Annotated in this window: 21 protein-coding genes and 2 pseudogenes; 13 read left to right on the top strand and 10 right to left on the bottom strand. The window is 36.4% G+C overall.

Annotated elements, in window-relative coordinates; translation table 11 throughout:
* Positions 1-596: 596 nt before the first annotated feature.
* Complete coding sequence (locus D5R40_RS17525) at positions 597-1,397, bottom strand: class I SAM-dependent methyltransferase (protein WP_124154979.1); 801 nt, start codon at positions 1,395-1,397, stop codon at positions 597-599.
* Between the two features lie 654 nt (positions 1,398-2,051).
* Entirely contained in the window at positions 2,052-4,592 is a 2,541-nt protein-coding gene (locus D5R40_RS17520; protein WP_124154978.1) for a glycogen/starch/alpha-glucan phosphorylase, read from the bottom strand.
* A gap of 1,242 nt (positions 4,593-5,834) precedes the next feature.
* Here D5R40_RS17520 and D5R40_RS17515 point away from each other — a divergent pair.
* From D5R40_RS17515 to D5R40_RS41210, 3 genes are all read left to right on the top strand, one after another.
* Positions 5,835-7,193, top strand: coding sequence for a cytochrome P450 (locus tag D5R40_RS17515; protein WP_124143948.1), 1,359 nt, complete (start codon positions 5,835-5,837; stop codon positions 7,191-7,193).
* 611 nt (positions 7,194-7,804) lie between these two features.
* Positions 7,805-9,466 carry a bifunctional metallophosphatase/5'-nucleotidase gene (locus tag D5R40_RS17510; protein WP_240041612.1) on the top strand — a complete coding sequence of 554 codons (1,662 nt, stop codon included), beginning with the start codon at positions 7,805-7,807 and terminating at the stop codon, positions 9,464-9,466.
* Positions 9,467-9,469: 3 nt separating this feature from the next.
* Positions 9,470-9,592 (top strand): hypothetical protein, encoded by a 123-nt coding sequence (locus D5R40_RS41210; RefSeq protein ID WP_282433644.1) that lies wholly within the window; start codon positions 9,470-9,472, stop codon positions 9,590-9,592.
* A 393-nt stretch (positions 9,593-9,985) separates the two neighbouring features.
* On the opposite strand, the gene D5R40_RS17505 is transcribed toward D5R40_RS41210, so the two are convergent.
* The 4 genes from D5R40_RS17505 to D5R40_RS35475 form a co-directional block, all read right to left on the bottom strand.
* Positions 9,986-10,447 carry a universal stress protein gene (locus tag D5R40_RS17505; protein WP_124154977.1) on the bottom strand — a complete coding sequence of 154 codons (462 nt, stop codon included), beginning with the start codon at positions 10,445-10,447 and terminating at the stop codon, positions 9,986-9,988.
* 469 nt (positions 10,448-10,916) lie between these two features.
* Positions 10,917-11,435, bottom strand: coding sequence for a hypothetical protein (locus tag D5R40_RS17500; RefSeq protein WP_124147401.1), 519 nt, complete (start codon positions 11,433-11,435; stop codon positions 10,917-10,919).
* Positions 11,436-11,703: 268 nt separating this feature from the next.
* Entirely contained in the window at positions 11,704-12,894 is a 1,191-nt protein-coding gene (gene cpcD/petH / locus D5R40_RS17495; protein WP_124147400.1) for a bifunctional rod-capping linker CpcD/ferredoxin--NADP reductase PetH, read from the bottom strand.
* A 594-nt stretch (positions 12,895-13,488) separates the two neighbouring features.
* On the bottom strand, positions 13,489-13,641 hold the full coding sequence (locus D5R40_RS35475; RefSeq protein WP_161565011.1) for a hypothetical protein: 153 nt from the start codon (positions 13,639-13,641) through the stop codon (positions 13,489-13,491).
* Positions 13,642-14,404: 763 nt separating this feature from the next.
* Here D5R40_RS35475 and D5R40_RS17490 point away from each other — a divergent pair.
* On the top strand, positions 14,405-15,421 hold the full coding sequence (locus D5R40_RS17490) for a phosphoribulokinase (protein ID WP_124147399.1): 1,017 nt from the start codon (positions 14,405-14,407) through the stop codon (positions 15,419-15,421).
* Between the two features lie 606 nt (positions 15,422-16,027).
* Here D5R40_RS17490 and D5R40_RS41205 read toward each other — a convergent pair.
* The 3 genes and pseudogenes from D5R40_RS41205 to D5R40_RS17475 form a co-directional block, all read right to left on the bottom strand.
* A pseudogene (locus D5R40_RS41205) lies at positions 16,028-16,264 on the bottom strand (CIA30 family protein); the annotation flags it as partial.
* Positions 16,261-17,637, bottom strand: a complete 1,377-nt coding sequence (locus tag D5R40_RS17480) for a CIA30 family protein (RefSeq protein WP_124154976.1) — start codon at positions 17,635-17,637, stop codon at positions 16,261-16,263. The gene D5R40_RS17480 and the pseudogene D5R40_RS41205, both read right to left, overlap by 4 nt.
* A 136-nt stretch (positions 17,638-17,773) precedes the next feature.
* Positions 17,774-18,553: pseudogene (locus D5R40_RS17475) on the bottom strand (IS1 family transposase).
* Positions 18,554-18,745: 192 nt separating this feature from the next.
* On the opposite strand from D5R40_RS17475, the gene D5R40_RS17470 reads away from it, so the two are divergent.
* The 3 genes from D5R40_RS17470 to D5R40_RS35470 all read left to right on the top strand — a co-directional run bounded on the left by D5R40_RS17470 (position 18,746) and on the right by D5R40_RS35470 (position 19,734).
* Positions 18,746-19,249 carry a class I SAM-dependent DNA methyltransferase gene (locus tag D5R40_RS17470; protein ID WP_124147397.1) on the top strand — a complete coding sequence of 168 codons (504 nt, stop codon included), beginning with the start codon at positions 18,746-18,748 and terminating at the stop codon, positions 19,247-19,249.
* Positions 19,250-19,327: 78 nt separating this feature from the next.
* The gene (locus tag D5R40_RS17465; RefSeq protein WP_205127546.1) at positions 19,328-19,567 is read left to right on the top strand and encodes a helix-turn-helix domain-containing protein; all 240 of its coding nucleotides are present in this window, start codon (positions 19,328-19,330) and stop codon (positions 19,565-19,567) included.
* A gap of 2 nt (positions 19,568-19,569) precedes the next feature.
* Positions 19,570-19,734 (top strand): hypothetical protein, encoded by a 165-nt coding sequence (locus D5R40_RS35470; RefSeq protein ID WP_161564726.1) that lies wholly within the window; start codon positions 19,570-19,572, stop codon positions 19,732-19,734.
* 416 nt (positions 19,735-20,150) lie between these two features.
* Here D5R40_RS35470 and D5R40_RS17460 read toward each other — a convergent pair whose 3' ends face one another.
* Positions 20,151-22,649, bottom strand: a complete 2,499-nt coding sequence (locus D5R40_RS17460; protein ID WP_124147396.1) for an ATP-binding protein — start codon at positions 22,647-22,649, stop codon at positions 20,151-20,153.
* Between the two features lie 278 nt (positions 22,650-22,927).
* On the opposite strand from D5R40_RS17460, the gene D5R40_RS41200 reads away from it, so the two are divergent.
* The 6 genes from D5R40_RS41200 (at position 22,928) to D5R40_RS17440 (ending at position 26,317) form a co-directional block, all read left to right on the top strand.
* Entirely contained in the window at positions 22,928-23,059 is a 132-nt protein-coding gene (locus tag D5R40_RS41200) for a hypothetical protein (protein WP_275670457.1), read from the top strand.
* Between the two features lie 102 nt (positions 23,060-23,161).
* Positions 23,162-23,557 carry a hypothetical protein gene (locus D5R40_RS17455; protein ID WP_124147395.1) on the top strand — a complete coding sequence of 132 codons (396 nt, stop codon included), beginning with the start codon at positions 23,162-23,164 and terminating at the stop codon, positions 23,555-23,557.
* A 411-nt stretch (positions 23,558-23,968) separates the two neighbouring features.
* Complete coding sequence (locus tag D5R40_RS17450) at positions 23,969-24,715, top strand: class I SAM-dependent methyltransferase (RefSeq protein WP_124147394.1); 747 nt, start codon at positions 23,969-23,971, stop codon at positions 24,713-24,715.
* 45 nt (positions 24,716-24,760) lie between these two features.
* Positions 24,761-25,168 carry a pyridoxal-phosphate dependent enzyme gene (locus tag D5R40_RS17445; RefSeq protein ID WP_124147393.1) on the top strand — a complete coding sequence of 136 codons (408 nt, stop codon included), beginning with the start codon at positions 24,761-24,763 and terminating at the stop codon, positions 25,166-25,168.
* 80 nt (positions 25,169-25,248) lie between these two features.
* A complete protein-coding gene (locus D5R40_RS39770; protein WP_240039182.1) occupies positions 25,249-25,509 on the top strand; it encodes a helix-turn-helix domain-containing protein in 261 nt (86 codons plus the stop codon).
* The gene (locus tag D5R40_RS17440; protein ID WP_240039181.1) at positions 25,433-26,317 is read left to right on the top strand and encodes an RNA-guided endonuclease InsQ/TnpB family protein; all 885 of its coding nucleotides are present in this window, start codon (positions 25,433-25,435) and stop codon (positions 26,315-26,317) included. The genes D5R40_RS39770 and D5R40_RS17440 overlap by 77 nt, the downstream gene beginning before the upstream one ends.
* Positions 26,318-26,455 lie beyond the last annotated feature (138 nt).

Raw genomic sequence — 26,455 nt, 5'->3', positions numbered from 1 at the left:
AAAGAAGAACAACAGGAGAAGAAGGAGAAAGTTTTTTTATAACTAATTATCCGGACATGATATTACATCAATACTTGACTATAGCAATCCTAAATAGGTCGTGACAAATCAAAAAGTAAATAAAAAAACTGAAACTCTTACTTGTTCCCTGTTCCCAGTTAAGTGTTCCCTAAAAAGCAGTAAGATTTTTGACACAAATAAAATAGGATTACTATATTATTTTATACTATAATCGAAAGCTTAAAACTCAGACAACACGAGATTTTTCCTTCTTTCTTAGATAACTAGGGCTTGCTGATTAATTCTAAAAGTATTTACAGATAAAGGTTTTAGCGTTTTAGCGTTGAAAAAAGTACCAACTTTTTGGTGGAAAAAGCTCATGCATGCTGGTATTTTAGGATGATTATGGCAGAAAAATTGAGAGACAATTCTTGCTCCTACCTCCTCTACATTCCCATTTCTCCAGTATAGCTGTCTCCAGTATAGCTGTCTCCTACAAAGAGCAAAAAGACTTTATTCAGCAGACCCTAACTAAACCCTTTCTTCCTTCTTCCTTCTTCCTTCTTCCTTCTTCCTTCTTCCTTCTTCCTTCTGCACTATTTAGTTGCAACTACTGCTAAATTCCAAGCAAATCTTTTCATCAAAGGCAACTTTTTTAATACCCCATCTAATCTTTCTAATTTCCGATACATTGGTTCTAATCTTTGATGTTCGATAATAATTTTTTTCCAATAACGTTCCTTATTTGGATCGACTTTTTCAATTAAATAAAACCTTAAAAAAATCCACAAAGTTGCCAACCAAAAAGTATCGTAAGCTGTTTCTGAATAGAGAGATTTAATAAAATTAACAAGATTAATATCCAGAGGCATTTCATCCTCAGTTCTAACCTTTGTAGCAATACGTCGATAAACATTAATCACAGGATTATGTTTCAACGGGTCCCAAAAACAAGCTTTACCACCAGGTTTAAGAACGCGGTGCATTTCTCTAATTGCTAACTTTGGATTTGGTAAGTGGTGAAGTAAATTAGAAGCATAAACAAAATCAAAAGTATTATCGGCAAATTCTAAAGCCATTGCATCCATAACTTTCCCCTCAATTTGTACCCCATTTGTTTCAGCCAACTTAACAGCAACATCCACCATTCCAGAAGAATAATCAGTCGCCACACACCGCGCTCCTTTTTTAGCAAAATAAACACTATTTTCCCCTGCACCACAGCCTAAATCTAACAAATATTTATTAGTTAAATCCCCCATTTGTTGGAGAATAAATCTATTTTCTGGAGCAGTACAACTTTCAAAATAATCAACTACTCGAATACCTTCTATATCAATAGTTGATGCCCAGATATCGTGGAATTGTCTTTCTTTAGCTAATATTTTGTCTTGCATTTTTTTCAGGAATTTATAATAAAAATAGAGAATATTTTAGAATTAAAAACACTATATAGTTTTGTCGGTTGGGTTGAGGAAAGTTAGCGCAGGTTATCAAAATAACATTGGTCTAAAACCCCGCTTTTTAAGAGGTTGTCTGAAAAGTCTCATTTGCTATAGCGCTGTGCGCAGGCAACAGGCAACAGGCAACAGGCAACAGGGGGAATAAAAGGCCGATAATATAAGACTTTTAGCTATTGGACATCTCCTGTAATTTGTAAATATGCCAGCGCACATTGCTATACATCACGCGCCCCCCAAATCCCCCAAAATTGGGGGACTTTTACCAGCTAATGGATTCTTGTTCCCCCCAGAATTGGGGGGCTAGGGGGGCAAAATTCAGTATATTTTTGGAGAGTTGCTCAAATCCCCGTTACAAAAATAACTTCTGACCTATGACTTCGTTAACTGTAGGATAAACCCAACAGACACTTAATTAGGACTTACGCAGATACGCTATATATAGTACTCATAACTATTGGACAATAGTTACTGGACTCTATACACAGTGTCTTTGCGTAAGTCCTGTTAATTTTTGTTGGGTTGCGCTACCGCTTAACCCAACCTACAGTATTGAGCTGATTGCTGAATGCTAACCGCTGAAGTGCTTCTTTAAGAATCTACCTTCAAACCAGCATTATCTTGAGTATAAGTTTCTTGGTCAATCTTGACTGGTTGTGCTCCCCAAATCTCCTTTGCATACTCCATAATTGTTCGGTCAGAAGAGAATTTACCCATGCGAACAGAATTATAGATAGACATTTTCGTCCATTTTTCTTGGTCTTGGAAAACCTTACCAACCCGCTCCTGACATTCAATATAGCTTTGATAATCAGCTAGTAGCATATATTGGTCATTGTACAGTAGAGAATCAATCAAAGGCTTAAATAAATTAGGATTACCTTCACTAAAGTGACCGCCAGCAATTCGGTCAATTACTGCTTTAAGTTCCGCATTAGTATTGTAGTACTCCAGAGGTTTATAACCCTTTGCCTTCAGATCGAAAACTTCTTGAGCAGTCATACCAAATAAGAAAAAGTTTTCTGCTCCAACTTCTTCGCGAATCTCAATATTAGCTCCGTCAAGAGTACCAATAGTCATCGCTCCATTCATGGCAAACTTCATATTACCAGTTCCGGATGCTTCTTTTCCAGCAGTAGAAATTTGCTCAGATAAGTCAGCAGCAGGATAAATAATCTGACCAAGAGAAGCATTAAAGTTTGCCAAGAAGACAACTTTCAGGCGACCGTGCACATCAGGATCGTCATTAACTACATCAGCAACGGCATTAGTCAATTTAATAATCAACTTAGCCATATAGTAACCAGGAGCAGCTTTGCCACCAAAAATAAACGTGCGGGGTGGAATATCAATGTTTGGATTTTGCTTAATGCGGTTATACAGAGTAATGATGTTGAATACATCCAAATGTTGACGTTTGTACTCATGAATACGTTTGACTTGAATATCAAATAGAGAATTAATATCCACCTCAATCCGATTATGCTTGAGAATGCGCTCTGCCAACTTAGCCTTATTCTCTTGCTTTATTGCTCGCCAACGATTCCGAAATTCTGCATCATCAACATATTTTTCTAGTTGCCGTAGTTGGTCGAAATCTCGCAACCAACTATCTCCTCCCAGTTTCTCTGAGAATAGAGCAGAAAGTTTAGGGTTACTCAGTAAAACCCAACGACGGGGAGTCACTCCATTAGTCTTATTGAAGAATTTGTCTGGGAAAAGTTGGTAAAAATCTTTAAGCACACCTTTTTTCAACAATTCTGTGTGCAGTGCTGCTACTCCATTGACAGCATGACTACCAACAGTAGCCAAATTAGCCATCCGCACAGATTTTTCACCCCCCTCCTCAATCAGAGAAACACGGGCAAGCAATTCCTCATCTTTAGGAAACCAAGTTTGCACTTGAGTTAAAAAGCGCCGATTGATTTCATAGATAATTTCTAGGTGGCGAGGGAGAAGGCGACCAAATAAACTAATTGCCCAACGCTCTAATGCTTCTGGCAGCAAAGTATGGTTAGTGTAGGCAAAAGTATTTTGAGTAATATGCCAAGCACGCTCCCAGTCCATATCATACTCATCAATTAACAAGCGCATCATTTCCGCGATCGCCACAGCAGGGTGAGTATCATTCAGTTGAATTGCTGCTTTATCGTATAAATTATCTAGATTTTTGTTGTGGGATAAATGCCTACGGATGATGTCCTGTAAAGCACAAGAAACGAAGAAATATTGTTGCTTCAGACGGAGTTCCTTACCTTGAGGGGTATTATCATTAGGATAGAGAACTTTGGATATCGTCTCCGAACTCATTTTATCTGCTACTGCACCGTCATAGTTTCCAGCATTAAACTCTTCAAATTTAAAGTCTACACTAGCTTCTGCTCGCCACAAACGTAAAGGGTTAACAGTATTAACTTTATAGCCAGGAACAGGGGTATCATAGGGGATACCAATTACAGTTTCATCCGGAACCCAAGTTACTCGATAGTGCCCTTTATCATCATGGTATCCTTCTGTATGACCTCCAAACTTGATTTCTACCTTTTCAGCAGGACGAGCTATTTCCCAAGGGTTCCCGAAACGTAACCATTTATCAGGAATTTCTGCTTGCCAACCATCCTGTACAGTTTGGGTGAAAATGCCAAACTCATAGCGAATACCGTGCCCCATAGCTGGAATTTCTAAAGTAGCTAAAGAGTCAAGAAAACAAGCTGCTAATCTACCCAAACCACCATTTCCTAAACCAGGGTCATCTTCTTGTTCCAGTAGTTCATCTAAATTTAACCCAGATTCGGTGATAGCTTGACGAATTTTTTCATAAATTCCCAGGTTAATCAAACTATTACCCAGGTGACGACCCATGAGAAATTCAGCAGAGAGATAATATACAACTTTAACATCTTTCTCGTTATAAGTACGAATTGTAGAAAGAAAGCGTTGAAGTAAGCGATCGCGTATAGTATAAGCCAGAGCACGATAAAAATCATCTTGTTTTGCCATGGACTCATAGGTCCCCTGCAAATAAAACAGGTTATCTGCTAGGGCACGTCTGAGAGTAGTAACACTCATGCCGGTTCGATCGTCTTCTACCTGAATTTGATTTTCAGTAGTGGGGTTGATATATTGATTCATTACTCCTCCATAAATTTAACCGTTATCAATTTTTCTGTAGTAGAAAGACAAAGGTGGTAATTAGCTTTGCCACACAGGAGTTATTCTATAGGAAACTTCTTAATCCAGTTAGACTAGCTAATGGAATTTTAGATTCCTATAATATTTGGCCGGAGTCTGCTCTTATAGCTATTAGCTATTCAAACTTTTTGGGTTTATTACATCATATAGATAAAATTTCTACTGTTTCTCAATGACAATATAAGAATTAGGAGTCAGGTGGGGGAGTGGGGGAGTAGAGGAGTAGGGGCAAACGGCCGTTTGCCCCTAGGTCGAAGTAAACATAAAAACAATTAACATTAATTTGGCTCAAATTAGCAAAAAAGCGATCGGGCCAGTGTTAATTACTTAGGGTTTGCTGAAAAAGTCTTATGGGTGAGGGTAGGAGACAGGAGACAACCCACCCCTAACCCCTCCCAGGAGGGGAAGTAGGGGATTTGGAGGAGATAGGAGCTAAGTTTTGTCCCAAGATTGTTCTGGCCAACTCTTGACCAAAATCCGCTCATTTTTGAACTATTACCACCTAAAACCTCGCACTTTTTCCAGACCTAAAATTGCTCAAACTAATACCAGTCAATACTTTGATATTTAATCAGCAAACCCTACTTAATAACTAAAGTATTACTTAAGTACAGAATTAGTATATGATAATTGGTATTACAGTAGACTCTAAGGTACACCCCGAAGCGGGCAAGATACTATAGCGAGCAAGATGCTCGCACTACAGAAATTCAATTGTTAATCTCTGTACTTCTTATGGGAGGAATCTATGTAAATAGATAATAGATAGCAGTCGAAGGAAAGGGTGCGGACAGATCAAAAGCTTCAAACTCAGACAAGGTTATGTATGGGAGGGAAATTTGGAGATAGACAATATTCGGAGGCGTTAAATATAGCAACCGCCAGGTTAGTGTTTGACAATTAGAGCATCTTGCTCGCGTTATGAATTATCATAATTACCCGATGTCCTAACTTATAGTGGCGACTGCTATATATAACAGTCGAAGGAAAGAGCGCGGACATATCTTCAAACTCAGACAACACAAGATTTTTCCCTCTTCCTTCTTCCTTCTTCCTTCTTCTTTCTTCCTTCTTCCTTCTGTTATATCAACATAGTTGTTTTTAAACCAATAAATCCTCCCATCTCATTTACAAATGAATCAAAATAGATGAAGTAACTCTGACATAATCAACAAAGCAAAAATGGTATTACCTGATGGCCCCGCATTGTCCCCTCTACAACGAAGAGTCCGGACTTGGAAATTTATTTTTCGTCCCTTACAAACAATAGAGGAGCGATATTCTCAATACGGAGATATCTTCAGGACCAACACTAACTCCAAGACTCCTTTTATCTATTTCTGTAACCCGAAAGCTATTCAACAAATTTTTACTGCTGACTCTGATACCTTTAGCTCAGGTGGTAGTAATGGTGCTTTACAATACCTTGTGGGCAGAAATTCTCTACTTCTGCAAAACGGCGATCGCCATCAACGTCAAAGAAAATTATTAATGCCACCTTTTCATGGCGATCGAATGCGTACTTATGGGGACTTAATATATAATATTACTTCCGATGTTATAGATCGCTGGCAAATAAATAAACCTTTCCCCATCCGTAGGTCTACTCAAGAAATATCCCTAAAAGTTATCCTTGGGGCGGTATTTGGTTTAGATCGAGGGGAACGTTACGAACAACTGAGAATACTTTTGTCTGATGTCCTCGACTCCATTAGCTCTCCCCTCACCTCCACTTTTCTGTTCTTCAGTTTTTTGCAAAAAGACTGGGGTCCTTGGAGTCCCTGGGGTAGATTTTTACGAAAAAGGCAAAAAGTTGATGAGCTAATATTCGCAGAAATTGAAACTGCTAGGGAAGAAGCAAATCATCGTGATGATATCCTTAGTTTACTCCTAGAAGCGCGTGACGAAGCAGGCGATCGTATTAGTGACGAAGAAATTAAGGATGAACTGCTCACTTTACTGTTTGCGGGTCACGAAACTACCGCTTCGGCATTAGCATGGGCATTATATTGGATTGATAAAATTCCTTTAGTGCGGGAAAAACTATTAGCAGAATTAGCTACTCTTCCCGCTAACCCAGAAAAAGTTGCGATTACTAAACTTCCCTACCTCAGCGCAGTTTGTCAAGAAACTTTGCGTCTCTATCCCATTGTCATAACTGCTTTTCCTAGAGTTGTCCAGAAACCTGTAGAAATTATGGGTTATCAACTTGAACCAGGAATGGTAGTACTTCCTTCTATTTATCTAACTCATCAAAGAGAGGATATTTATCCTGAACCTAAAAAATTTAAACCGGAACGTTTTTTAGAAAGACAATTTTCACCTTATGAATATTTACCTTTTGGAGGAGGGAGTCGTCGTTGTATCGGTTCAGCTTTTGCTTTATTTGAAATGAAATTAGTTTTAGCAACTATTTTATCAAAATGCGAACTCAAATTAGTTTCCGATAAATCTATCCAACCTGTCCGTAGAGGGTTAACTATGGCACCACCAGGAAATATGCGAATGGTTGTTAAACATAAATTTGGCGTTGCTGAATAAATGTATGAACCTATCCCACTATTTTTAACAGGTTTATTTATTTGAAGAAGGAGTCAGGAGACAGAATACAGGAGACAGAATACAGGAGACAGAATCAATGTATATGCGGATTCAAACCCGGCGTTGGTGAATCAAGCTATGATATCAAATCCGGTTAAACAGCCATAGAATGGTTAAGTTAGGAGTCCTCAGGAGTCAACCCACCCCTCGCCCCTCCCCCTCCCAGGAGGGGAAGATAGGAGTCAGGAGGAGAAAGAATTACAAAGATGAGGGTAGTTATGACGATTGAAGATTTTTTTTATGTCCAATTAAACGGATTTGATATGAAACCTAAATTTGGCAAAATATAAAATGCTTTTCAGTTAATAGTTAGGCAATAGCCATTAAAGCATAATCATAGCCACAAATCACCAACGCCAGATATAGCACTGCTCTAGACCTGTATTTTCAGATTAAAAATTAATCATTGCTAAAAGCCTGATATGGAATCCTGACAATTAATTAGTTGATGAAAAACTTTGTACCTTCTCACCTTATTCTTTCCCTTCTACCTTCTACCTTCTGCACTCTGCCTTCCTTTGTTATTTACACTTATATTACTATTTATTCCCTTGATAACATCAACACCCCCACCCAAAACCATCACCATTCTGGAAACTAGTGATATTCATGGCAACCTTATGCCTTATGATTACTATACCAACCAACCCGCAGAATGGGGATTAGCAAAAGTCGCTAGTTTAATCGCACAGGAACGAGCTAAAAATCCTAATTTACTACTTATTGATGGCGGCGATACTATTCAAGGGACACCATTAACTTATTACTATAATCGAATTGACACAGAAGCAGTACATCCGATGGCAGTAACAATGAATGCTCTCAAATTTGATGCTGCTACTTTAGGAAACCATGAGTTTGATTATGGTACTAATGTGCTTTCCCGTTGGATAAGTCAGCTTAATTTCCCCATAGTTTGTGCTAATATCCAAAAAAGTGATGGCACTCCTGCTTTTAAACCTTATATCATTAAAAATGTTGATGGTATAAAAATTGGTATTCTTGGTTTAATTACTCCTGCAACTTATAACTGGGTGCCATCTGAAAATATAGCTGGATTAACTTTTGAGAATCTCATAAATACTGCTCAAAAATATATTCCTCAAATGCGAAATGATGGTGCAGATTTAATTACTATTGTTCAACATACTGGTTTTTCTAAAGTACCAAAAGATAAAAGGCTGGCTTCTGCTTGGTTAACCGATATTCAAGAGTGGAAAGAAACAGGCTCTATTCCTGATTCAAATCTCACCCTAGAATTAGCACAACAGGTAAAAGATATTGATATAATTATGGCAGGACATTCACATCACGATGTTCCTAAAGCTATAGTTAATAATGTTTTAATTGCAGAGCCTTCTTTTTGGGGAAAAGCTTTAAGTAAGTATACTTTAGTATTAGAGTATCGGGGTAAAAAGTGGGAAGTTATTACTAAAAATTCTACTAATTTATATGTTACTGCTATTGAACCGGAACAGAAAATTTTACAACTTTATTTGCCATATCATCAGCAAATATTACGCTATATCAATCAACCTATTGGTGTGGCAAAAACTGAATTTTATGGTGGTATAAAAGCACGCTTTAATCAGAGCAAGCTGTCAATTTTAATCAATCAAGTACAAATACAAGCTGCAAAAGCAGCAGGTTATCCTGTAAATATTTCTCTAACTTCTATTTTTAATAACACTGGTAAAATTCCTCCAGGAAAAATTACTAGGAGAGATATTTACAGTATCTATAATTATGATAACTATTTGTTGGTTTTAGAAATTAATGGGGATATTTTGCGTTGTGCTTTAGAAAAAAATGCTGCTTATTTTAAACAAGTTAATATTGATGATTTACCTGATTATCCAGAAGAGGTTTTAGTTGAAAATTCTCTGGGCTATAATTGGGATTTATATAGTGGAATTGATTACATAGTTGATATTACTCAACCAGTGGGAAAACGAATTACTAAATTACAGTTAGATGGAAAAGATGTTGAAGCAAATCAAGTTTTACGAGTTGCTATGAATAGTTATCGCGCTAATGGCGGTGGTGGTTATTTCATGTTTAAAGAAGGAAAAATAATTTGCCAATCTGTTACAGAAATTCGCGAATTAATTGCTGAATATATCAGGAATAAAAGCATAATTGAATCAGATATTATTAGTTCAGGAGGATTAAAATTATTCCCTGATTTATATCAACAATATTTTGGTAATTAGGGTTTGCGCTTCACTCGTCTTATGGGTGAGGGTAGGAGACAGCTATACTGGAGACAACCCACCCCTCGCCCCTCCCCCGACCGTGGAGGGGAAGACAGGATAAATGGCTTGGGAGCGAGGAGGTAGGAGTAAGAATTGTAAGAATGATTTTTCTGCCCAACTATGAGCCTAAAATACGCTCCTTTTTGAGCATCAAGAGCTCAAAACCAGGCACTTTTGAAAGACCCCAAAAAGGCTAAAACCTTTATCTATAAATACTTTTAGATTTAATCAGCACAGCAATAATTAATATCATGTCTGATTGATATACTTATAAATAAACGATGGGGAAGTCAGGAGTCAGGAGGGAAGAAAGAAGAAGGAAAGAGGAGAAAGTCTTTTTCATAACTGATTATCCGGAAATGATATAACTCATCTGGAAATCAAAAAATGTGAAAAAATAATCTTCTAATAGTGCATGACGGCTCAACTATCCAAAAAATCCAAAAATGCCGTCATACATCCTCATTTAATACTGCGTCAATTTTCTAATGTTTCTGGCGATCGCCAACTAGCAGGAATTACCAAAACTGGACAATGGGCACCATGCAAAATACCCTCACTAACACTACCCACAAAAAATTTCTCAATACCACTGCGTCCATGAGACCCTATGATGATTAAATCGGCAGCTAATTTTTTGGCCTCTGCCAAAATAGTCTCTACTGTAGAACCTTGAGTTAACAAAGCCACTGTATCAAGACCTTTTTGGCGTAGCTCTTCTGCCAAATCTTGAATCTGCTGATGTTCTCTACGAAACTCTTGTGCCCAGCGGTCGCGCTTAGGCTGAGGTCCAGTCTTAAAACCAACAAAATCAGGATCTGGTTCAGCAATATGAATTAACCATAATTTGCTGTTAAAAGCTAGGACTAAAGTTTCCGCTTGAGTAATAATAGCAGGAGTTATTTGAGAAAAGTCGAGGGCAACAACTATATTTTTCATTGGTAATTTAGGTTTTTAATTGAATATAGTTTCAGATATTATTGTTCTGATTAAGTTATACTAATTTACTCAAATAATGTTACCAAACTCTGCTTATTTGCCTTCTGTAGAATCTTTACTATTGCATTACCAATTGTGTGATACCATATCTGGTTATTAGAGTTGTCGCTAAATAAAGGGAAAAAATCACTCTAACCTAGACAGATCAATAAATACAAGCATTTTTGCATACTAATAGCTACAATCCTTACAGAACAAGGTTTTTGGGGGATTTTTAAGTTATAAAGCGACAAGTCTATTATAGGAATGTGTAGGGTTAAAATACCCTGGGTCTCATTTTCAACTAATTTTTTGATAGTGGTGCATTCTTGTGGCAGATGCAAAACTCAATTACTAATAGTTTAGCTAGTAATTCTATTCATCATTATTACCAACTATACACCACTACCACTTAATTTCTAAATTTAAGTTATCCGACTGGAACTAAATCAACTTCATCTGCACCACCAGTTTCACCTTGACCAGATGTAATTTGTTCTCCATTAACTTCAACAGCTAAATTTGTACCGTCTAAGTTAACATTATAGTCAGTAGCATCAGCAGTATATCCTACACTAGCAACCATTTGCCTACCTGCATCAGTGTATTGGAATCCCATCAATTGATTTTTTTCTTTTTCGTTATCGTAAGACCATATTACCATGTATTGTTGGTCTTGATATTCAAATACTTTAGGCGGACGAGTGGGAACGTAACGACCTGGAGCGCCAAAGCTGGCATCAAGGAAAGGTTGTACTGACTCAGGTTCCACAGTCGCAAAAGCAATATCATCAGCTTCTAGCTCTACTTCTGCGTCTTCAGTTGCTTCTGGATCGGGTTCTTCTTGATCGCGGTTCTGGAAATAATCTACAGCTTTTTTTACACCATACCCAGTAGCTGCTACACCAGCAACACCAGCGACAATTTTAGCAAGATTACCAAATTTCATTTTGTTCTCCTAATTATGATCCTGGATTAATTAAATTTGAGAGATGTGACACTAACCCAAATATTGGGAGAATATCTAGGAAATTTTTGTCCCCTGTCTCAATTTATTAGTAACTCAATCCACTTGATATTAGCAGAATTTGTTGATCACAAACAATTACTCAGGAGCCTATTTTTTTGTCCATTCAACTAAAAAAGGAGGGGTATCAAATGTACCTCTCCCTGAGTTCTATAAAATGCAGCGATTAATAGTCCCCTATTATATCATATTAGTAAGTTTCAACGTGCCAACGATGGTCTTTTTTCAACTGCTTCTGATACTCGCTCCAATCAACATCAAACTTACCAGTCACAGCAGACATTCCTTCATCAATGCCACCTTCCATACCTTTGAGACCGCAGATGTAAGTGTGAGTATTTGGCTTTTGGATGTGGTCCCACAACTCATCAGCGTTTTCTTGAATTCTGTGCTGAATATACATTTTGCCGCCATCTTTATTCTTTTGTTCGCGACTAATAGCATAAGTTACGCGGAAATTATCAGGGAACTGACGTTGCAGTTCTTCAAGCTCTTCTTTGTAGAGAATATTGGGAGTGTAAGCACAACCAAAGAATAACCAGGCCAAACCTTTAAACTGATAATCAGGGTTTTGTTCTCTTTCCTTAAACATCCGCCAGATGAAAGCACGGAAAGGAGCAATTCCTGTACCTGTTGCGATCATAATAATAGTTGCGTCTTCATCATCAGGCAACAACATTTCCTTACCTACAGGCCCAGTAATGGCCACATCTGCACCTTCTTCCATACCACATAGGTAAGAAGAACATACACCATAGATTCTTTCACCTGTTTCTGGGTGATTGTATTCTAGACGGCGTACACACAGAGACACTGTTTGATCGTCAAGATTATCGCCGTGACGAGTAGAAGCGATGGAATAAAGCCTTAACTTATGAGGTTTACCCTTATCATCTGTTCCTGGTGGAATAATACCAATACTTTGACCTTCTAGATAGTGCAAGTCGCTACCAGAAAGGTCAAATACTAGGTGACGAACAGTACCTTCACCACCTTCACGCACTAACTCAGTGCTGGAAAGACATTTGCCGATGAATGGATTTTTGGGGCGATAGGTGTTTACCGGAACATCCTTATGTGACTTAGGTTTAGCTTGAGTCATGGGTTTAGTTGTTTCTCCTGTAGTTGTTTGACCGTTCATTTGAGAGTCTTCACTCACAGCTTTAATGCTGATAATTTTGCCTCCCATCCGTGTAATTCTTTGCATTTCTTGGTTCATGCGGGCATAAGGTACAGTGATATAAACAGTTCCACTGCGACGGATGGGGCTATTTGTTTTGTCAGTAATATTACTCTGACGTAAACCTTCGACTTCGTATACAAAAGTACGACTACCGTATTCTGTATTGGTTTTTACTCCCAATGCAGTTTGAGTTTTCATTAGTTGATTTCTCCATTTAGATAAAGTATATTGCCAAGAGATGATGAGTCTTTTTATTTAAGTGTTTTTTAAGATACTCTGGTATAATGGCCAGTAGGTTTTAAGTCTATATTTCAGAGGTTTAGTGCTGAAAATCTTGTTTTCCTTATGGCATCTTGTTTATTCTCTAATTCATTCTATGATTAGGAAGTAACCTAAAAGTAGAACTACAATAGGATGAGTAAAACTAATATTTTTTTCAGTTGTTTACTCTGATGTAGCTTCTCAAGCTTCAATAAAAAGAGGCAGTATAGTGTTCTGTATTGTTTTTTACACTATGACTAAGTGCTGTTTGAATTGTCATTATTGACCGATCTTTGATTCTGGTACAAATACACTTTTCACCCACAAGAATTTCACTTTTATTACAGCTTGAGTCTCTATATTAAGATGCTTTTAAGTATATGGCCAATACAGAAACATCTTTTTTCACTCTTTATTTATCTCTAAGACATTGTTAATTCTTGGCATTAATCAATTCTGACTATTTTACATATAAAATGCAGAGTGGTCTTAATTTCTTTTAAGTTCTGTAGCTAATTATCAAATTAATAGTCAGTAGTCATTAGTCAATAGCCAGTAGTCAGTAAAACCGAGAGTGCTTTCTATGGAGATTCTCAACCCACCAACCCCATTGGCACTGCGGGTGACGGTGACGGTAAGGATTAAATTCACAAGAGTTGAAGAAGGCAGAAGGGAAAATTGCATGGGGATGTTTTCGACAAACCACTTCGTGTCTGATAACCCCAACCAATTTTAATCACCGTGTAGATGGTGGGGTATTAAATCCATGAGAGATAAAGATAAAAATAAAACAATATCATCAGTCCAATTTATCTGACTTAATTCAGATTTTTTATGAAAATTGGCGAAAATAAATCAACCAAATACAATCACTAGGATTTATAGGTGGAGAGGTAAAAATGCTTACAGAACTGAAAGTCCCTTGATTTATAACGTTTGGCTTTCCAAAAAATGACTTTTGTCTATAGAACTCATTCCAACAGAGTACTGTTGATTAAGCTTTTATTTTCTTTGATCCTTGTAGGGAAGATCCCATTCTGATATGATATTTTACAAAAGTTAGTAATAAAGACTTTAGAGTCAATAGCTTCAAAGTCTGTCCAAAAGTCCAACGACAGTGAGCTGTCTTAGCTTTTTACTGTGTAGCAAAGCAACACTTTCAAGTGAAGTTGTTTTATGTGGACACCAAGTTCATTAGACTTGTCTATTGATTTAGCTTAACCCGCCAGAAAACCTCAAGTCTCTCCTCATTCAGAGGATGTGGCCAGGAAAATGGGTCAGTTTATGATTAAATTTTGATAGAGTAAGTCTAAATGGAGCATTACAGGAATCAACACAGCTCAAGAAATGCTCAGGAACTTGTCCTGGACTCACTCAGAAGCTGAGACTCACCCAAAAAAAAGTATGGGATATGTCATTAAACTTTGTTTTGTGTTAGAGGGGAACTATTGTGAAAAAACCAGATAGAGTAGTATTAATTGGAGTTGCCGGAGATTCTGGATGCGGAAAATCTACTTTTTTGCGTCGTGTAACAGATGTATTTGGAGAAGATTTTGTTACAGTTATCTGCCTGGACGACTACCATAGTCTAGATCGTAAGCAACGTAAAGAAACAGGAATTACTGCTCTTGACCCAAGGGCCAATAATTTTGACTTGATGTATGAGCAAATTAAAGCTCTAAAGGAAGGTCAGTCTATTGATAAGCCAATTTATAACCACGAAACTGGCATGATTGACCCACCGGAAAAAGTTCATCCCAATCATATTATAGTGATTGAGGGTCTTCATCCTCTATTTGATGAGCGCGTGCGATCGCTACTTGACTTTAGTGTCTATCTAGATATTAGTGATGAAGTTAAAATTGCTTGGAAAATCAAGCGCGATATGGCAGAAAGAGGCCATCGTTACGAAGATGTACTTGCTTCTATCAATGCTCGTCGTCCAGACTTTGATGCTTATATTGACCCACAAAAAGCTCATGCAGATGTGGTCATTCAAATTTTGTCCACCAAACTTATTCCTGATGATCAGGAACATAAAGTCTTACGAGTACGCTTGATCCAACGTGAAGGTGTAGAAGGGTTTGAACCAGTATATTTGTTTGATGAAGGATCGACTATTAACTGGATTCCTTGTGGACGTAAGCTTACTTGTTCCTATCCTGGAATTAAAATGTTCTATGGCCCAGATGCCTATTTCGGCCATGAAGTTTCTGTCTTAGAAGTAGATGGTAACTTTGATAACCTGGAAGAAATGATTTACGTTGAAGGACACCTCAGCAATACTGCCACTAAATACTATGGTGAGATGACCCACATGATGAGGGAACACCAAGACTATCCAGGTTCCAATAATGGTAGTGGACTGTTCCAAGTTTTAGTCGGTCTGAAAATGCGTGCAACTTATGAGCGTTTGACTGCTAAAGTTTCTCCAGATGAAAAGGTAGCAGCAGTAGTTTCATAAACATCCAGAAGAAAATTTTCTATCTGAAAAAAAACGCGAGTGGTTAATTTCATTCGCGTTTTTTTGTTTGATAAATATATAGCAGAAGGAAGAAGGAATAAGGCGTTTAGTTATCTAGGCGATTAGTTATAGCAACTGCCATAACTGTTAGGACGCTTGACGCAAGACAAATTCCATAGCATCCTGTAAACACTTCATATCTTTTAGACAGTGACGAATTCTATAGCAACCGCCTGGTTGGTGTTTGACAATTAGTGCGAGCATCTTGCTCACGTTATGAATCATCATAATTACCCGATGTCCTAACTATAGTGGCGACTGCTATATTTACCAGAGAAGGAAGAAGGAAAAATCTGGCGTTGTCTGAGTTTTAAGCTTTTTGATAGGCTAGGGCTTTAGCCAGTAATATCAAATCCACCTAATTGCACATAAATCCAATCAGGTAATAATCAGGGTTTTAAGCTATTGATTTTGAGGGCATTTAACCGGATTTGATATGAGATATCTATCTTATTGCTCAAGCCCTACTACGAGAGCTTCTAACTTATAACTATTCAACCGGACATGATATTCCCACGAGGTTTGTGAACAATTGCTAAATACTTTTTAAACTGTCACAGTTAATTTATTTTTATCAGCTTCTAAACTGTTAAATAACTTCTGCCAAATTTCAGCACTAGCCTGCTTTTCTTTATCTCCTTTTGCCTCAAAAGTTGTATTGCAAGCCTGTATTTCTTCCAAAACTTTAATACAAAGTTCGGCAATATCATCCCGACTAACAATACCTTTAATATTATCACCTTGGTCAAATATTAATGCTTGACCGCCTGGTTGTTCAGTCATTCCACAAGGTCGAATAACAGTGTAATTAATCCCACTAGAACGAATAACTGAACAAGAAGCCAGGAATTTTGTTGATTCAAAATTGTATCAACAAAGTTCCTGGCTTCTTGTTCAGTCATTCCACAAGGTCGAATAACAGTGTAATTAATCCCACTAGAACGAATAACTTCTTCTCCTTTTAATTTCCAATTCAACAAACCTTTTAATTGGTCATTAAACTTCACTGCTGGAGGTTGTTCATCTAAGTTTAAACCTGGTCGCCCCGGACGAGTTACACCTGCCGAACTAACCAATACAAATTTAGGTAATTGGTCGCTACCATAAGTTTTAATTGACTCAATTTCTAACTGAAAAAATCCTGGTGTAAATTTAGGATTAAGTTCTCGGTTATATTCAAATTTACTCAACATTAATTGGTAAGAATAAACTTGACTGGGATTAAAAGGTTGAGCATTTTCTACAACTTTGGCACGAAATACTGGTGTTAAATCTTTAAATGGAATGCGAATAGTTGTCCAGATATTATAAACGGTGTCAAAAGAATAACTGTAACCAACTCCATCCCATTTGTCTTCACAGCGGAGGAAAAATTTATAGCGTTTGCCGTCTCCTTTGACTCGGAGTTCGATACCAGCAGCTCCTAATAAATTCATTGGGGGGTCGAAGTTACGGGTACGAACAGATACAAAACCCCCTGAATTGGCAGTTGAGACATTACCGGAGAACATAGCACCAGTATCTGTCAGACGGATGGAGCTTTCGCTGACTCCCCCCATAACGATATCGTCTAATGCTCCCCAGGTTTTTTTGAGGTCTTGGGTGGGGTTGGTGAAGTCAAAGATAATTTTGTTGTTGCTTGGTTGTAGTTGTGGTTTTGCGGCTGCCACGAGATTTTTCATGCCTTCATATTCGACAAGTTGAGGGTCTTCAACAACTTCTGGCATAAAGAATTTGATACCTTGGTAATATTTTTCCCGGTTTGGGTTGTCTCCTTCGACTGGTTGTACTCGCGTTCCTGTACAACAGATGATTTTGCTAACGTTTTTGAATATTTCGGGGGTGAGGGTTTCTGGTTTGGTAATGTCGGCAGTTACTATTTCAACGTTTTTGCCGAGAACTTTCTGAGCTTTTTTGGCATCTCGAACGAGCGATCGAACTTGATAACCCCGCTCCTGGAGTCTAGGTACAACTCGTTTACCAACTCCACCATTAGCACCCACTACTAATACTACTTGTGATTTTTCTGGTGTTTTGGGTGTCTTTTCACCAAATAATTTTTGTAGCCATTTAAAACTCCCAACAAAGGGAACAACCCCAAAATAGGCTAGGGTCTGAAATAGTCTATTCACTTTAGATGTTTGGTTATCAGTCATGGCCATATCCTTAAACTCTAAACTTTTCTTTTACAATATATATTAAGATATATTAAGAAATTTTGCCGAATGGCCTTATGGAGAATTAATTTTTTGATTTTAGGAGGATAGACTATGAGTAACTGGGGTAATACATTTAAAAATAAGGCGTTGCTGAATTAAGGTATGATTGTAGAAAAGTAGCGATCGCGCTCACTATCAAATAATTTATATTATTTGAATAAGGAGTTGGCACATCTCTAAATTTGAGAAGCGTGAATTAATAATTGAATAGAATATCTCAGCATTTCTGACGATTTAGAATAACAAAGAGTTTGACGATGTAACCTTGCTAAATAATGTCTTAATAAGGGTATTTTCACCCTCAACTCGAACCATATATGTTTTGCTAATGATTTGATCTCCATCACTGTTTAAAATTTGGGTAAACTTTCCATCCATCTGTCACATAAAAATAGCATTTCCATTTACTAATAACTTCCCACCCTGGGAGCAAAAGTTTTGGAACTATGGTCTCCTAAAACCCATCCCAAAATACCCTGTTTAAAGTGGTCTACTGCAGCTGCTGTGCCAAATTTTGTTTTTTTTGAGCATACCATAGTTTCCAATTCATCTAATTCTCCTACCTAGGCGAGTTGTCTGTGGATCATAACAATCAGGTAAGAGTTTTCCTACTTGTTTTACCCAATTAATAATTGTGGTATGATGTAGTTTCTTGACTCTTTCAATGCCTCGCTCATCCCATACCATTTACATACATTTTTAGACATTCTTGTTTAAGATCTTGAGAGTAACCTCTACCAGTTTCATAAGATTCTATGAATTGTCGGCCACAATGGACACAAATATAGTTTTGTTTTCCTTTTTTATGACCATTTTTATTGATATGATCTGATTTACATTCAGGACATTGCATAATTTTTAATTCTAATAAGTGGACTTTTTTGGCGTGCGCTCTTTTCCATAATCATACCCGTGCTTCAGCAACGCCAAAAATAAAACTATAGATGCCAAAAATCTGCTAGATGACTATAATCAATATGCCCAAGAGTTTGATGAACAGGTCAAAAATGAATTGTGCGGCACTGGAGAAAACACTCCTGTTGTAGTGACAGCAAAACTCTTTGCAGAAACCGTTCCTGATCAAGAGTCTATGAAAATATTAGACGTAGGAGCAGGAACAGGAGAGCAGGGAGAACAACTAGCTAAATATAGCTATAAAAATGTAGAATTTACTGCATTCGATCCATCTGAAGGGATGTTAAATGTAGCCAAAAAACGCAATATTTATTCAGATTTTATTCAAGGTTATTTACCAGATTCTGGGATTGTTTCTGATTTTTTTGATGCTATTATTTGTGTCGGGACTTTTATCCCAGGACACGCTCCTGCGGAATCTCTCCGTGAGCTTGTAAGGGTTACGAAAAAGGGAGGCTATATTGTTTATAGTGTTCGCAAACACTTTTATGAAGATCAAGAGAGTCACTTTCAAATAGTAGAAGAAGAACTGACAAAAGCTAAACATTGGAGAATGATAGCTAAAATAGAGGACGAATATCTACCTGCTCAAAATATCAAAGGTTATTATTTTAGTTTTCAAGTGTTAAACTAAATCGAATCAGGAGTTTTTAACTGTTGTCTATAATCTGGTATTATCTATAATAATCTCCAATTATCTATTTTATGCTACTTGGATTCACGCGCTGAGTTACGTTCCACAAATCAACAAAAAACCCTACTGGTTAAACACGCGGGTGTAGCGCGTCACACCTATAATTGGGGTTTGTGGTTAACTAAAAAGATCTTGAACTATAACCAACATCATCCAGATAGTAAAATCAAGTTTCCTATTGCTATTGACTTACATAAGCTTTTAGTAGGAATGGTTAAACCTACCCAAACAACTCACAAAATTATAACGATCGCATAGATATGCGGTTCAGCAATCCTGTTTTTTGCCTCAATAGTGGTGGTCATTTGCAGGAAGTTAGGATTAGCAATTTATTTCCCGCTCCCTTACATCATGTCTCTTTAAATAACCCCAATCAAAAATTGGTGGTGGTGCATAGTAATGGTAGAGAGAGTGTGGGGAGATAGGGAGATGGGGAGATGGGGGGATGGGAAGTATGGGAGAAATTAAAAAATATATATCTTCACCAAAACCCATGCAGGACTACCAAAAAATTTAGGGAATAGGGAGTAGGGAGTAGGGAACAAGAGGAAATTTGTTTGCTTCCCATGACAAAGCGGTGCGACCCCGCGACGACGATAGTCGCAAGGGAACGCGCACCAAGAGACGGAAAAAATATTCTCTCTCAAGAGAAGAACTTTTTTACCCTTGGCTAATTTAATGAGACTTGATATTAGACCTACCAGAGGAGGCGATCGATCCATTTTATTTTGCATACAGAAAGCTAATGCAGCTCTATACCGAATTTCTTCAGCTAAGATTTTTAATAAAAATTGCTAGATTGCTTTATAGGAAATCTCCCATAAATTTTTTCTGGTCAATTTTATAGAGTCTTAAATTTCCTAATATTATTTTGACTAGGAATTTCGATTATAAATTCAGTTCCTTTTCCTTCCTGGGAATTACAAAATATCCGACCGCCATGTTTATCTACTATAATTTGATAACTAATTGCCAAACCAATACCAGTACCTTTACCAACAGGTTTTGTCGTAAAGAAAGGGTCAAATATTTTGTTAAGCACCCCATCTTTTATACCTATACCATTATCAGAAATAGTAATAGTTATCAGATTTTTCCCTACAACTTTTGTTTGAATTTTAATTGTGGGAATTTGTTGTTCATTTGATTCAGAAAATTTGCCTTTTGCTATTGCTTCTTCCAGAGCATCAATTCCATTTACCAAAATATTCATAAATACTTGGTTTAACTGACTCACATAACAATATATTTGAGGTAAATTACCATATTCCTTAATTAAATTAATCTTTTTTCCAACTTTAGGATCGAGTCGATTATTCAATATTAGTAAAGTGCTTTCTATTCCCTCATGAATATTAACTGGCTTCATCTCTGCTTGATCAAGCCGTGAAAAGTTACGCAAAGACTTGACAATTTCATAAATGCGTTCTGTCCCTACCTCCATAGATTTTAATAGTTGAGGTAAGTCTTCGAGAATAAATTCTAAATCTATTTTTTCGCTTTCTTGTTTAATTTCTGGCGATGGATTGCAATGTTTTTGATAAAGTTTAATCAAATACATTAGTTCATTAGCATAATTATCTGCATATTTTATATTGGCATAAATAAAATTAATCGGGTTATTAATTTCATGGGCAATACCTGCAACTAATTGTCCTAAGCTCGACATTTTTTCACTTTGAATTAATTGCGTTTGAGTCAATTGTAATCTTTTTAAAGTTCGTTTTAATTGAGCAGCTTTTTCTCTCTCTCCTGCTTCTGATTTTTGCAACGCAGAATTTAATTTTGCTAGTTCATCTGCTTGTTTCAGTACAATTTTAATAATCGCATTTCTCAGTTCTAAAGCAACATTAATTTCACATTCTTTCCACGGTCGAGATGTGAGTTTAACTACTCCTTTCCACAACTCAAATGATTTTCTTGGGCAAAATTTAATATTACCATTAGATTCTGCTTCTGTAATAGGTGCAGGATCGCCTGCCCAATTAACTGTTCTAATAACTTCTGGTCGGAACCACAAAATATAAATTCTCTGAGCTGAAGATATTGAGAGTGCCAATAACCCACTAGCTATATCTTTATATTTCTCGAACTCTTGATAAACTTTGGGCAATGAATCTGTATAAAATAGTTCTTGATTGAACTTTTTTTCCAACCAGCTAATTAATTTTTCAACAGTTATTAATGGTGGAGTTTTTCCCACTGACTGTAAATTGTTTCCAGAAACTATGATTGCTCCTTCAGCACTGACTAAATTTAGTAGTTTATTTTGACATTCAACTAAGGCATCAATAAAATTTTCTGATGTGGAAATCTCTTCAATAATTTGACTTTTGAGCGACTTTAACTCTAGTTGATAATCATAATCTTCATGATTTTCTTTATAAGCAAGTTCTAGAGACATTGTTTGCCCTAAAAATTCACACGCTGCCCGTAATTCATAAGGCACATATTTCGGTGAAATATGATGGCAAGCAATTAAACCCCATAACTTTTTGTTTTTCATTAAAGATATACACATTGTAGCAGTAAGACCCATCTTTTTTAGATACTGTCTATGGCAGGGAGAAACACTCCTTAAAACAGATAAAGTTAAATCAATGGGTTGATGAGTAATCTGATTATTTACAGGTATAATTTTTACTGGTTGATAATTAACATCTCTTATTACCCTCAGCCAATTTCTAGTATAAAGTTCTCTAGCTTGGGGTGGAATATCTAAACTTGGGTAATTTAATCCTAAAAGTGACTCTAAAGTTTCTATTTTATCTTCAGCAATTACAGCTCCATTGTATTGAGAATCAAATTTATATACCATTACTCTATCAAAGCTTGTAATTTTTCTAATTTCTTCAACTATTATTTGACATAAATTTTTTAAATCAGAAGCGTCTTGCATTTTTGATGCTGCTTCTCTCACAGAATGATAAAAGTTGAAAAATGAAATACTTTCTTCAGATATAGCTGGCTCTAGCTCCAGGATTAAAAATTTTTCAGAACGATGAATTATACCATCAAAGACTAAAGATTTATCTTTTGTTTTAACTGATAATTTAACAGGGTTAATGGTTTTAAGCTCCGGATGATTTTCTAAGCTTTTTCTGAGGCTATTGATTTGCTTTTTGTCAAGAAAGCAACTCAGATTTTGATTCAGCAATGTTTTCGCTGGTATGTCAAATAATTCAAAAGTATTATTACTTACCTGTAAAATTATCAATTCCGGTTCTTTTAAGACAAATAATACACCGTGAGGTTGAATGTGACCTGAAAGATGAATTTGTTCTTGATATTTATTGATTAAATCTACTGTTTCGTTTTGAATAACTTGCTTAACGTTCATGTATATAAAATGGTAATTATTGTGACAATACTAATAATAACACCCCTGATATTAAGTATTTTTTTTGCTCATCTATACTTTGATATTTAATGTTAAATTAAGTACATTTATCCAAACTATTTTTGATAATTGATATACTTTTCTATCATAGCTTTAAACATTAATTAATTTTCTTTCTACTTAAAATTTGTTTACAAAACTTAATATAACTAGATAAAAGCAAATAACATCTTAGGTATAATTACTAAAATTATGTTACTAAATAAACTAGGAGGTACATGGAAACTACTGATTGGCAAACTATAATTCCTACTGGAATAGCAATTACTGTTTTTCTTGGAGCATTTCTAATGATGTTCACTAATTTGTGGACTGATTCAATTAAAAAACAGGAAAAAAGTGATAAATAAACAGTTATTGATTAAACTTTCATCCTAGAAAAGTCAAATTCTGAATAAGATTGAATTTATCTGGGAAAATTAGGAAAATAAAAGAGAAAAGAAACTACAAAAATGTTAAATCTAGATAGCATAATCGAATTTTCACACATATACTGTGTAGCAATTTGTGGTGTTCTAGTACCCATGAATGTACTAGCAAGTTTACAACCAATAATTTTTACAGCCCTCCGTCGCCCCAAACAGGAAATCAACTTAATAGCATTAGTAGCTAGTTTTTACGCTTTAATGATTATCTTTCATGTTGGAAGCTGGTTTATTGTAGGAGTAGTGAGAATCCAAACATTCATTCTTTTGTGGTTTGCTAGCTGCTGTTTAATTACCAATACTTGGGCAGTTATTCACGGTTCTAGCATGAGAGAATTTATTCAATTTTCACAACAATTCCTAGTTAGACTTACTAAAAGTTTAACACTTCAAAATCAAGAGATTAGTCCTGAAATTAAATAGGATTTTTTGAGGCAGTCAACATTCAACAGTGAAAATGAATGAGGGGGTATTCATCATGGATAGCTAGGGTTAATTTTAGAGAAAAAATATTTTTCTAATAGAGATGATAGCCTCGTATCGGTAGTAATTCAACTAAGTCTAAGTACCCAGGAAAAATTAATTACTTCAGAACTTACCCAGGAACTCTAATTGTAGAGGACATTGCAACACATATTAGACTAAAACTAGAACTTAACAGGGAATTTTGCGTAAATCTTGTACCTAATTTATTCCCTGTTTTTTTTTGACAACATAGGATTTTTAGCTGTAGAATATGGGTAATTAATTTGGTATCACTACCGATCGGGTGGGGTCTAACAACTGAATTCTAATTATTAATTAAACATCACAATCTTGAAAAGAGGTAATCCCTTGGAAAAAACAATAGATAAGTTTTACGCTGATACTTACCATAAATTTTTTTCGCACTTTAAAACTTACGACGAACGATTAATTAGGGTATTGCAATCTCTCATTGATTTTATGCCTCAGTCTATCTTGGATCTAGCTTGTGGTACAGGATTGTCTACTTTAGCCTTGAAAGCCAACTTTGGCAACTCAGAAATTGTAGGCGTGGATATTGATTCAAATATGATTACCTTGGCCAGAGAAAAAATGCCAAATTCTCAAGTTCAGTTCCATTGTTGTGAGATATCAGATATATTAGCTAGAACCCCTAATGGAACAGTGGATTTGATATTTGTCAAATCAGCCTATCATTACTTTGAACACAAAATTCCGCTTTCGTATTTGCAGCCTTTGCTCAAAAAGAATGGGGTTATTGTAGTTGCCGAGAGAACAGTTCGATCTGCTAGTTCTTACCCATTACCAAAGATCGCATCAAGCTATTGGGCCAGTATTTTTGCGGAACCTCGCCCCAGTGATCGACTTGACACGGCAAACTTATTGGGAATGCCTCTTTCAGTGAGTTGTTATGGTGAACAAGTAACTATACCTACCGATATCTATCTTGATGCCGTCAAAAAGAATCAGCTTGTTGGTCTGTGGATGTTGAAACCTGAGACGATCTCTGCGTGGATAGAGAATCGTCTTTCTCAAGAAACTGATGGGTTTCATGTTTTTGAAGAATTCTGGCTTTATGTCTACCATAATATCTGAGAAGTAAAGCCATAAATTAACTATTTTACTGATGAGATCAAAGTGATGAAAGCTCCAAGATTTACTGACCTGATTGGAAATACCCCTTTAATTGATTTGACTAGATTAGTCAGTGAAAACTCAGCAGAACTCTATGCAAAATGCGAGTTTATCAACCCAGGTTTCAGCCTCAAGGATCGAATGGCAAATTATATTCTTGATGTTGCAGAAGCACAAGGTAAATTGAAGCGAGGGGATGTTATCGTCTGCTCTTCTAGTGGTAATACAGGTTGCAGTTTTGCCATGCTAGGTAAGATTAGAGGCTATCATGTTGTTATTGTTACATCAAACAAATGCAGTATAGAAAAACAAAATCATATAAAAGCTCTTAATGCAGATTTGATTGTAGTTACTCAAGATACCTATATGAGTTATGGGGCTATCAACAGTATTAAAATAATTGGACAAAGTTAAACATAAATAGACATTTACTGTGATATATTAGATTTATGTTTAACTTATTAAACTATTAAAAGAGGTGGCCGACAACTGAAATGCAATCAATCAAGACCAAATTAAAAGTTAACAATTATCAAAAAACCATACTTGCCAAACACGCAGGTGTAGCCCGTCATGCTTATAATTGGGGATTAGCAACTTGCATTTGTGAATACAAGGAAACTAAGAAACGGCCTAGTGCTATCACTTTACATAAACGTTTGATTGCTGAAGTAAAAAGTGAAAATCCCTGGTATTATGAGGTATCGATCGGGTGCCCCCCAGCAAGCATTAAGAGATTTAGAGAGGGCATTTAAAAACTTTCTAACTATTCCTGAACGTGGATTTCCAGTCTTTAAAAAAAAAGGCAGAAAAGACAGCTTTTACTTAGAAGGAAGTATTAAGATTATTCAAGGAAACTACATACAATTACCCAGAATAGGAATAGTAAAAACTTATGAAATTTTACCCTCTGTACCAGTAAAAAACGTCACCATCTCAAAAAAAGCAGATAGTTGGTACATCAGTTTCAAGTACAATTTTGAATCCGAACCAACAGAAAAAGTTGGAGAAACTATTGGTGTAGATATAGGCATAAATACATTAGCAACCTGTTCTGATGGCAGCAAATTTGCTAATGTTAAAGCCTACAGGCAAGCCAAAAAACAATTAGTTCGTCATCAACGTGCAGTCAGCAAAAAAGTTATTGGCTCCAAAAACAGATGCAAAGCAGTAAAAAAACTAGCTTCATCACACAAAAAAGTAGCCGATATCAGAGCAGATGCACTACATAAACTCACTTCATGGTTAGCTAAAAACCACAGCACCATAGTAATTGAGGATTTAAACGTAAGTGGAATGCTCAAAAATCACAAACTAGCAAGTGCTATTGCTGATTGTGGCTTTTATGAATTTAAGCGTCAGCTGACATACAAATGTGAATGGTACGGCAGTAAATTAGTCATAGCGGATAGATTTTATCCAAGTTCTCAAATATGTTCAAACTGTGGGCATCAACAGAAAATGCCGTTGCACTTGAGAACTTATGAATGTAGTGAATGCGGTTTTGAAGCTGATAGAGATTTGAATGCTGCTATCAACCTGAAAAACTATGTGAATCAGTAGCTTGAGTTTCAAGCGATTTTAAGCCTGTGGAGAAGATAAGTTGCAGACTGCGGTCGGTGGTCTTCTGTGAAGCAGGAAGCTAGCTCCAAAGCTCATGCAACCATGTATGGGTAAGTTTGGGTAAGTTTAGTAGAACGG

It is taken from the genome of Okeania hirsuta, assembly GCF_003838195.1.
GTDB lineage: Bacteria > Cyanobacteriota > Cyanobacteriia > Cyanobacteriales > Microcoleaceae > Okeania > Okeania hirsuta.
Note: the sequence above shows the minus strand (reverse complement) of the source record. Positions and strands in the feature narration are given on the sequence as shown.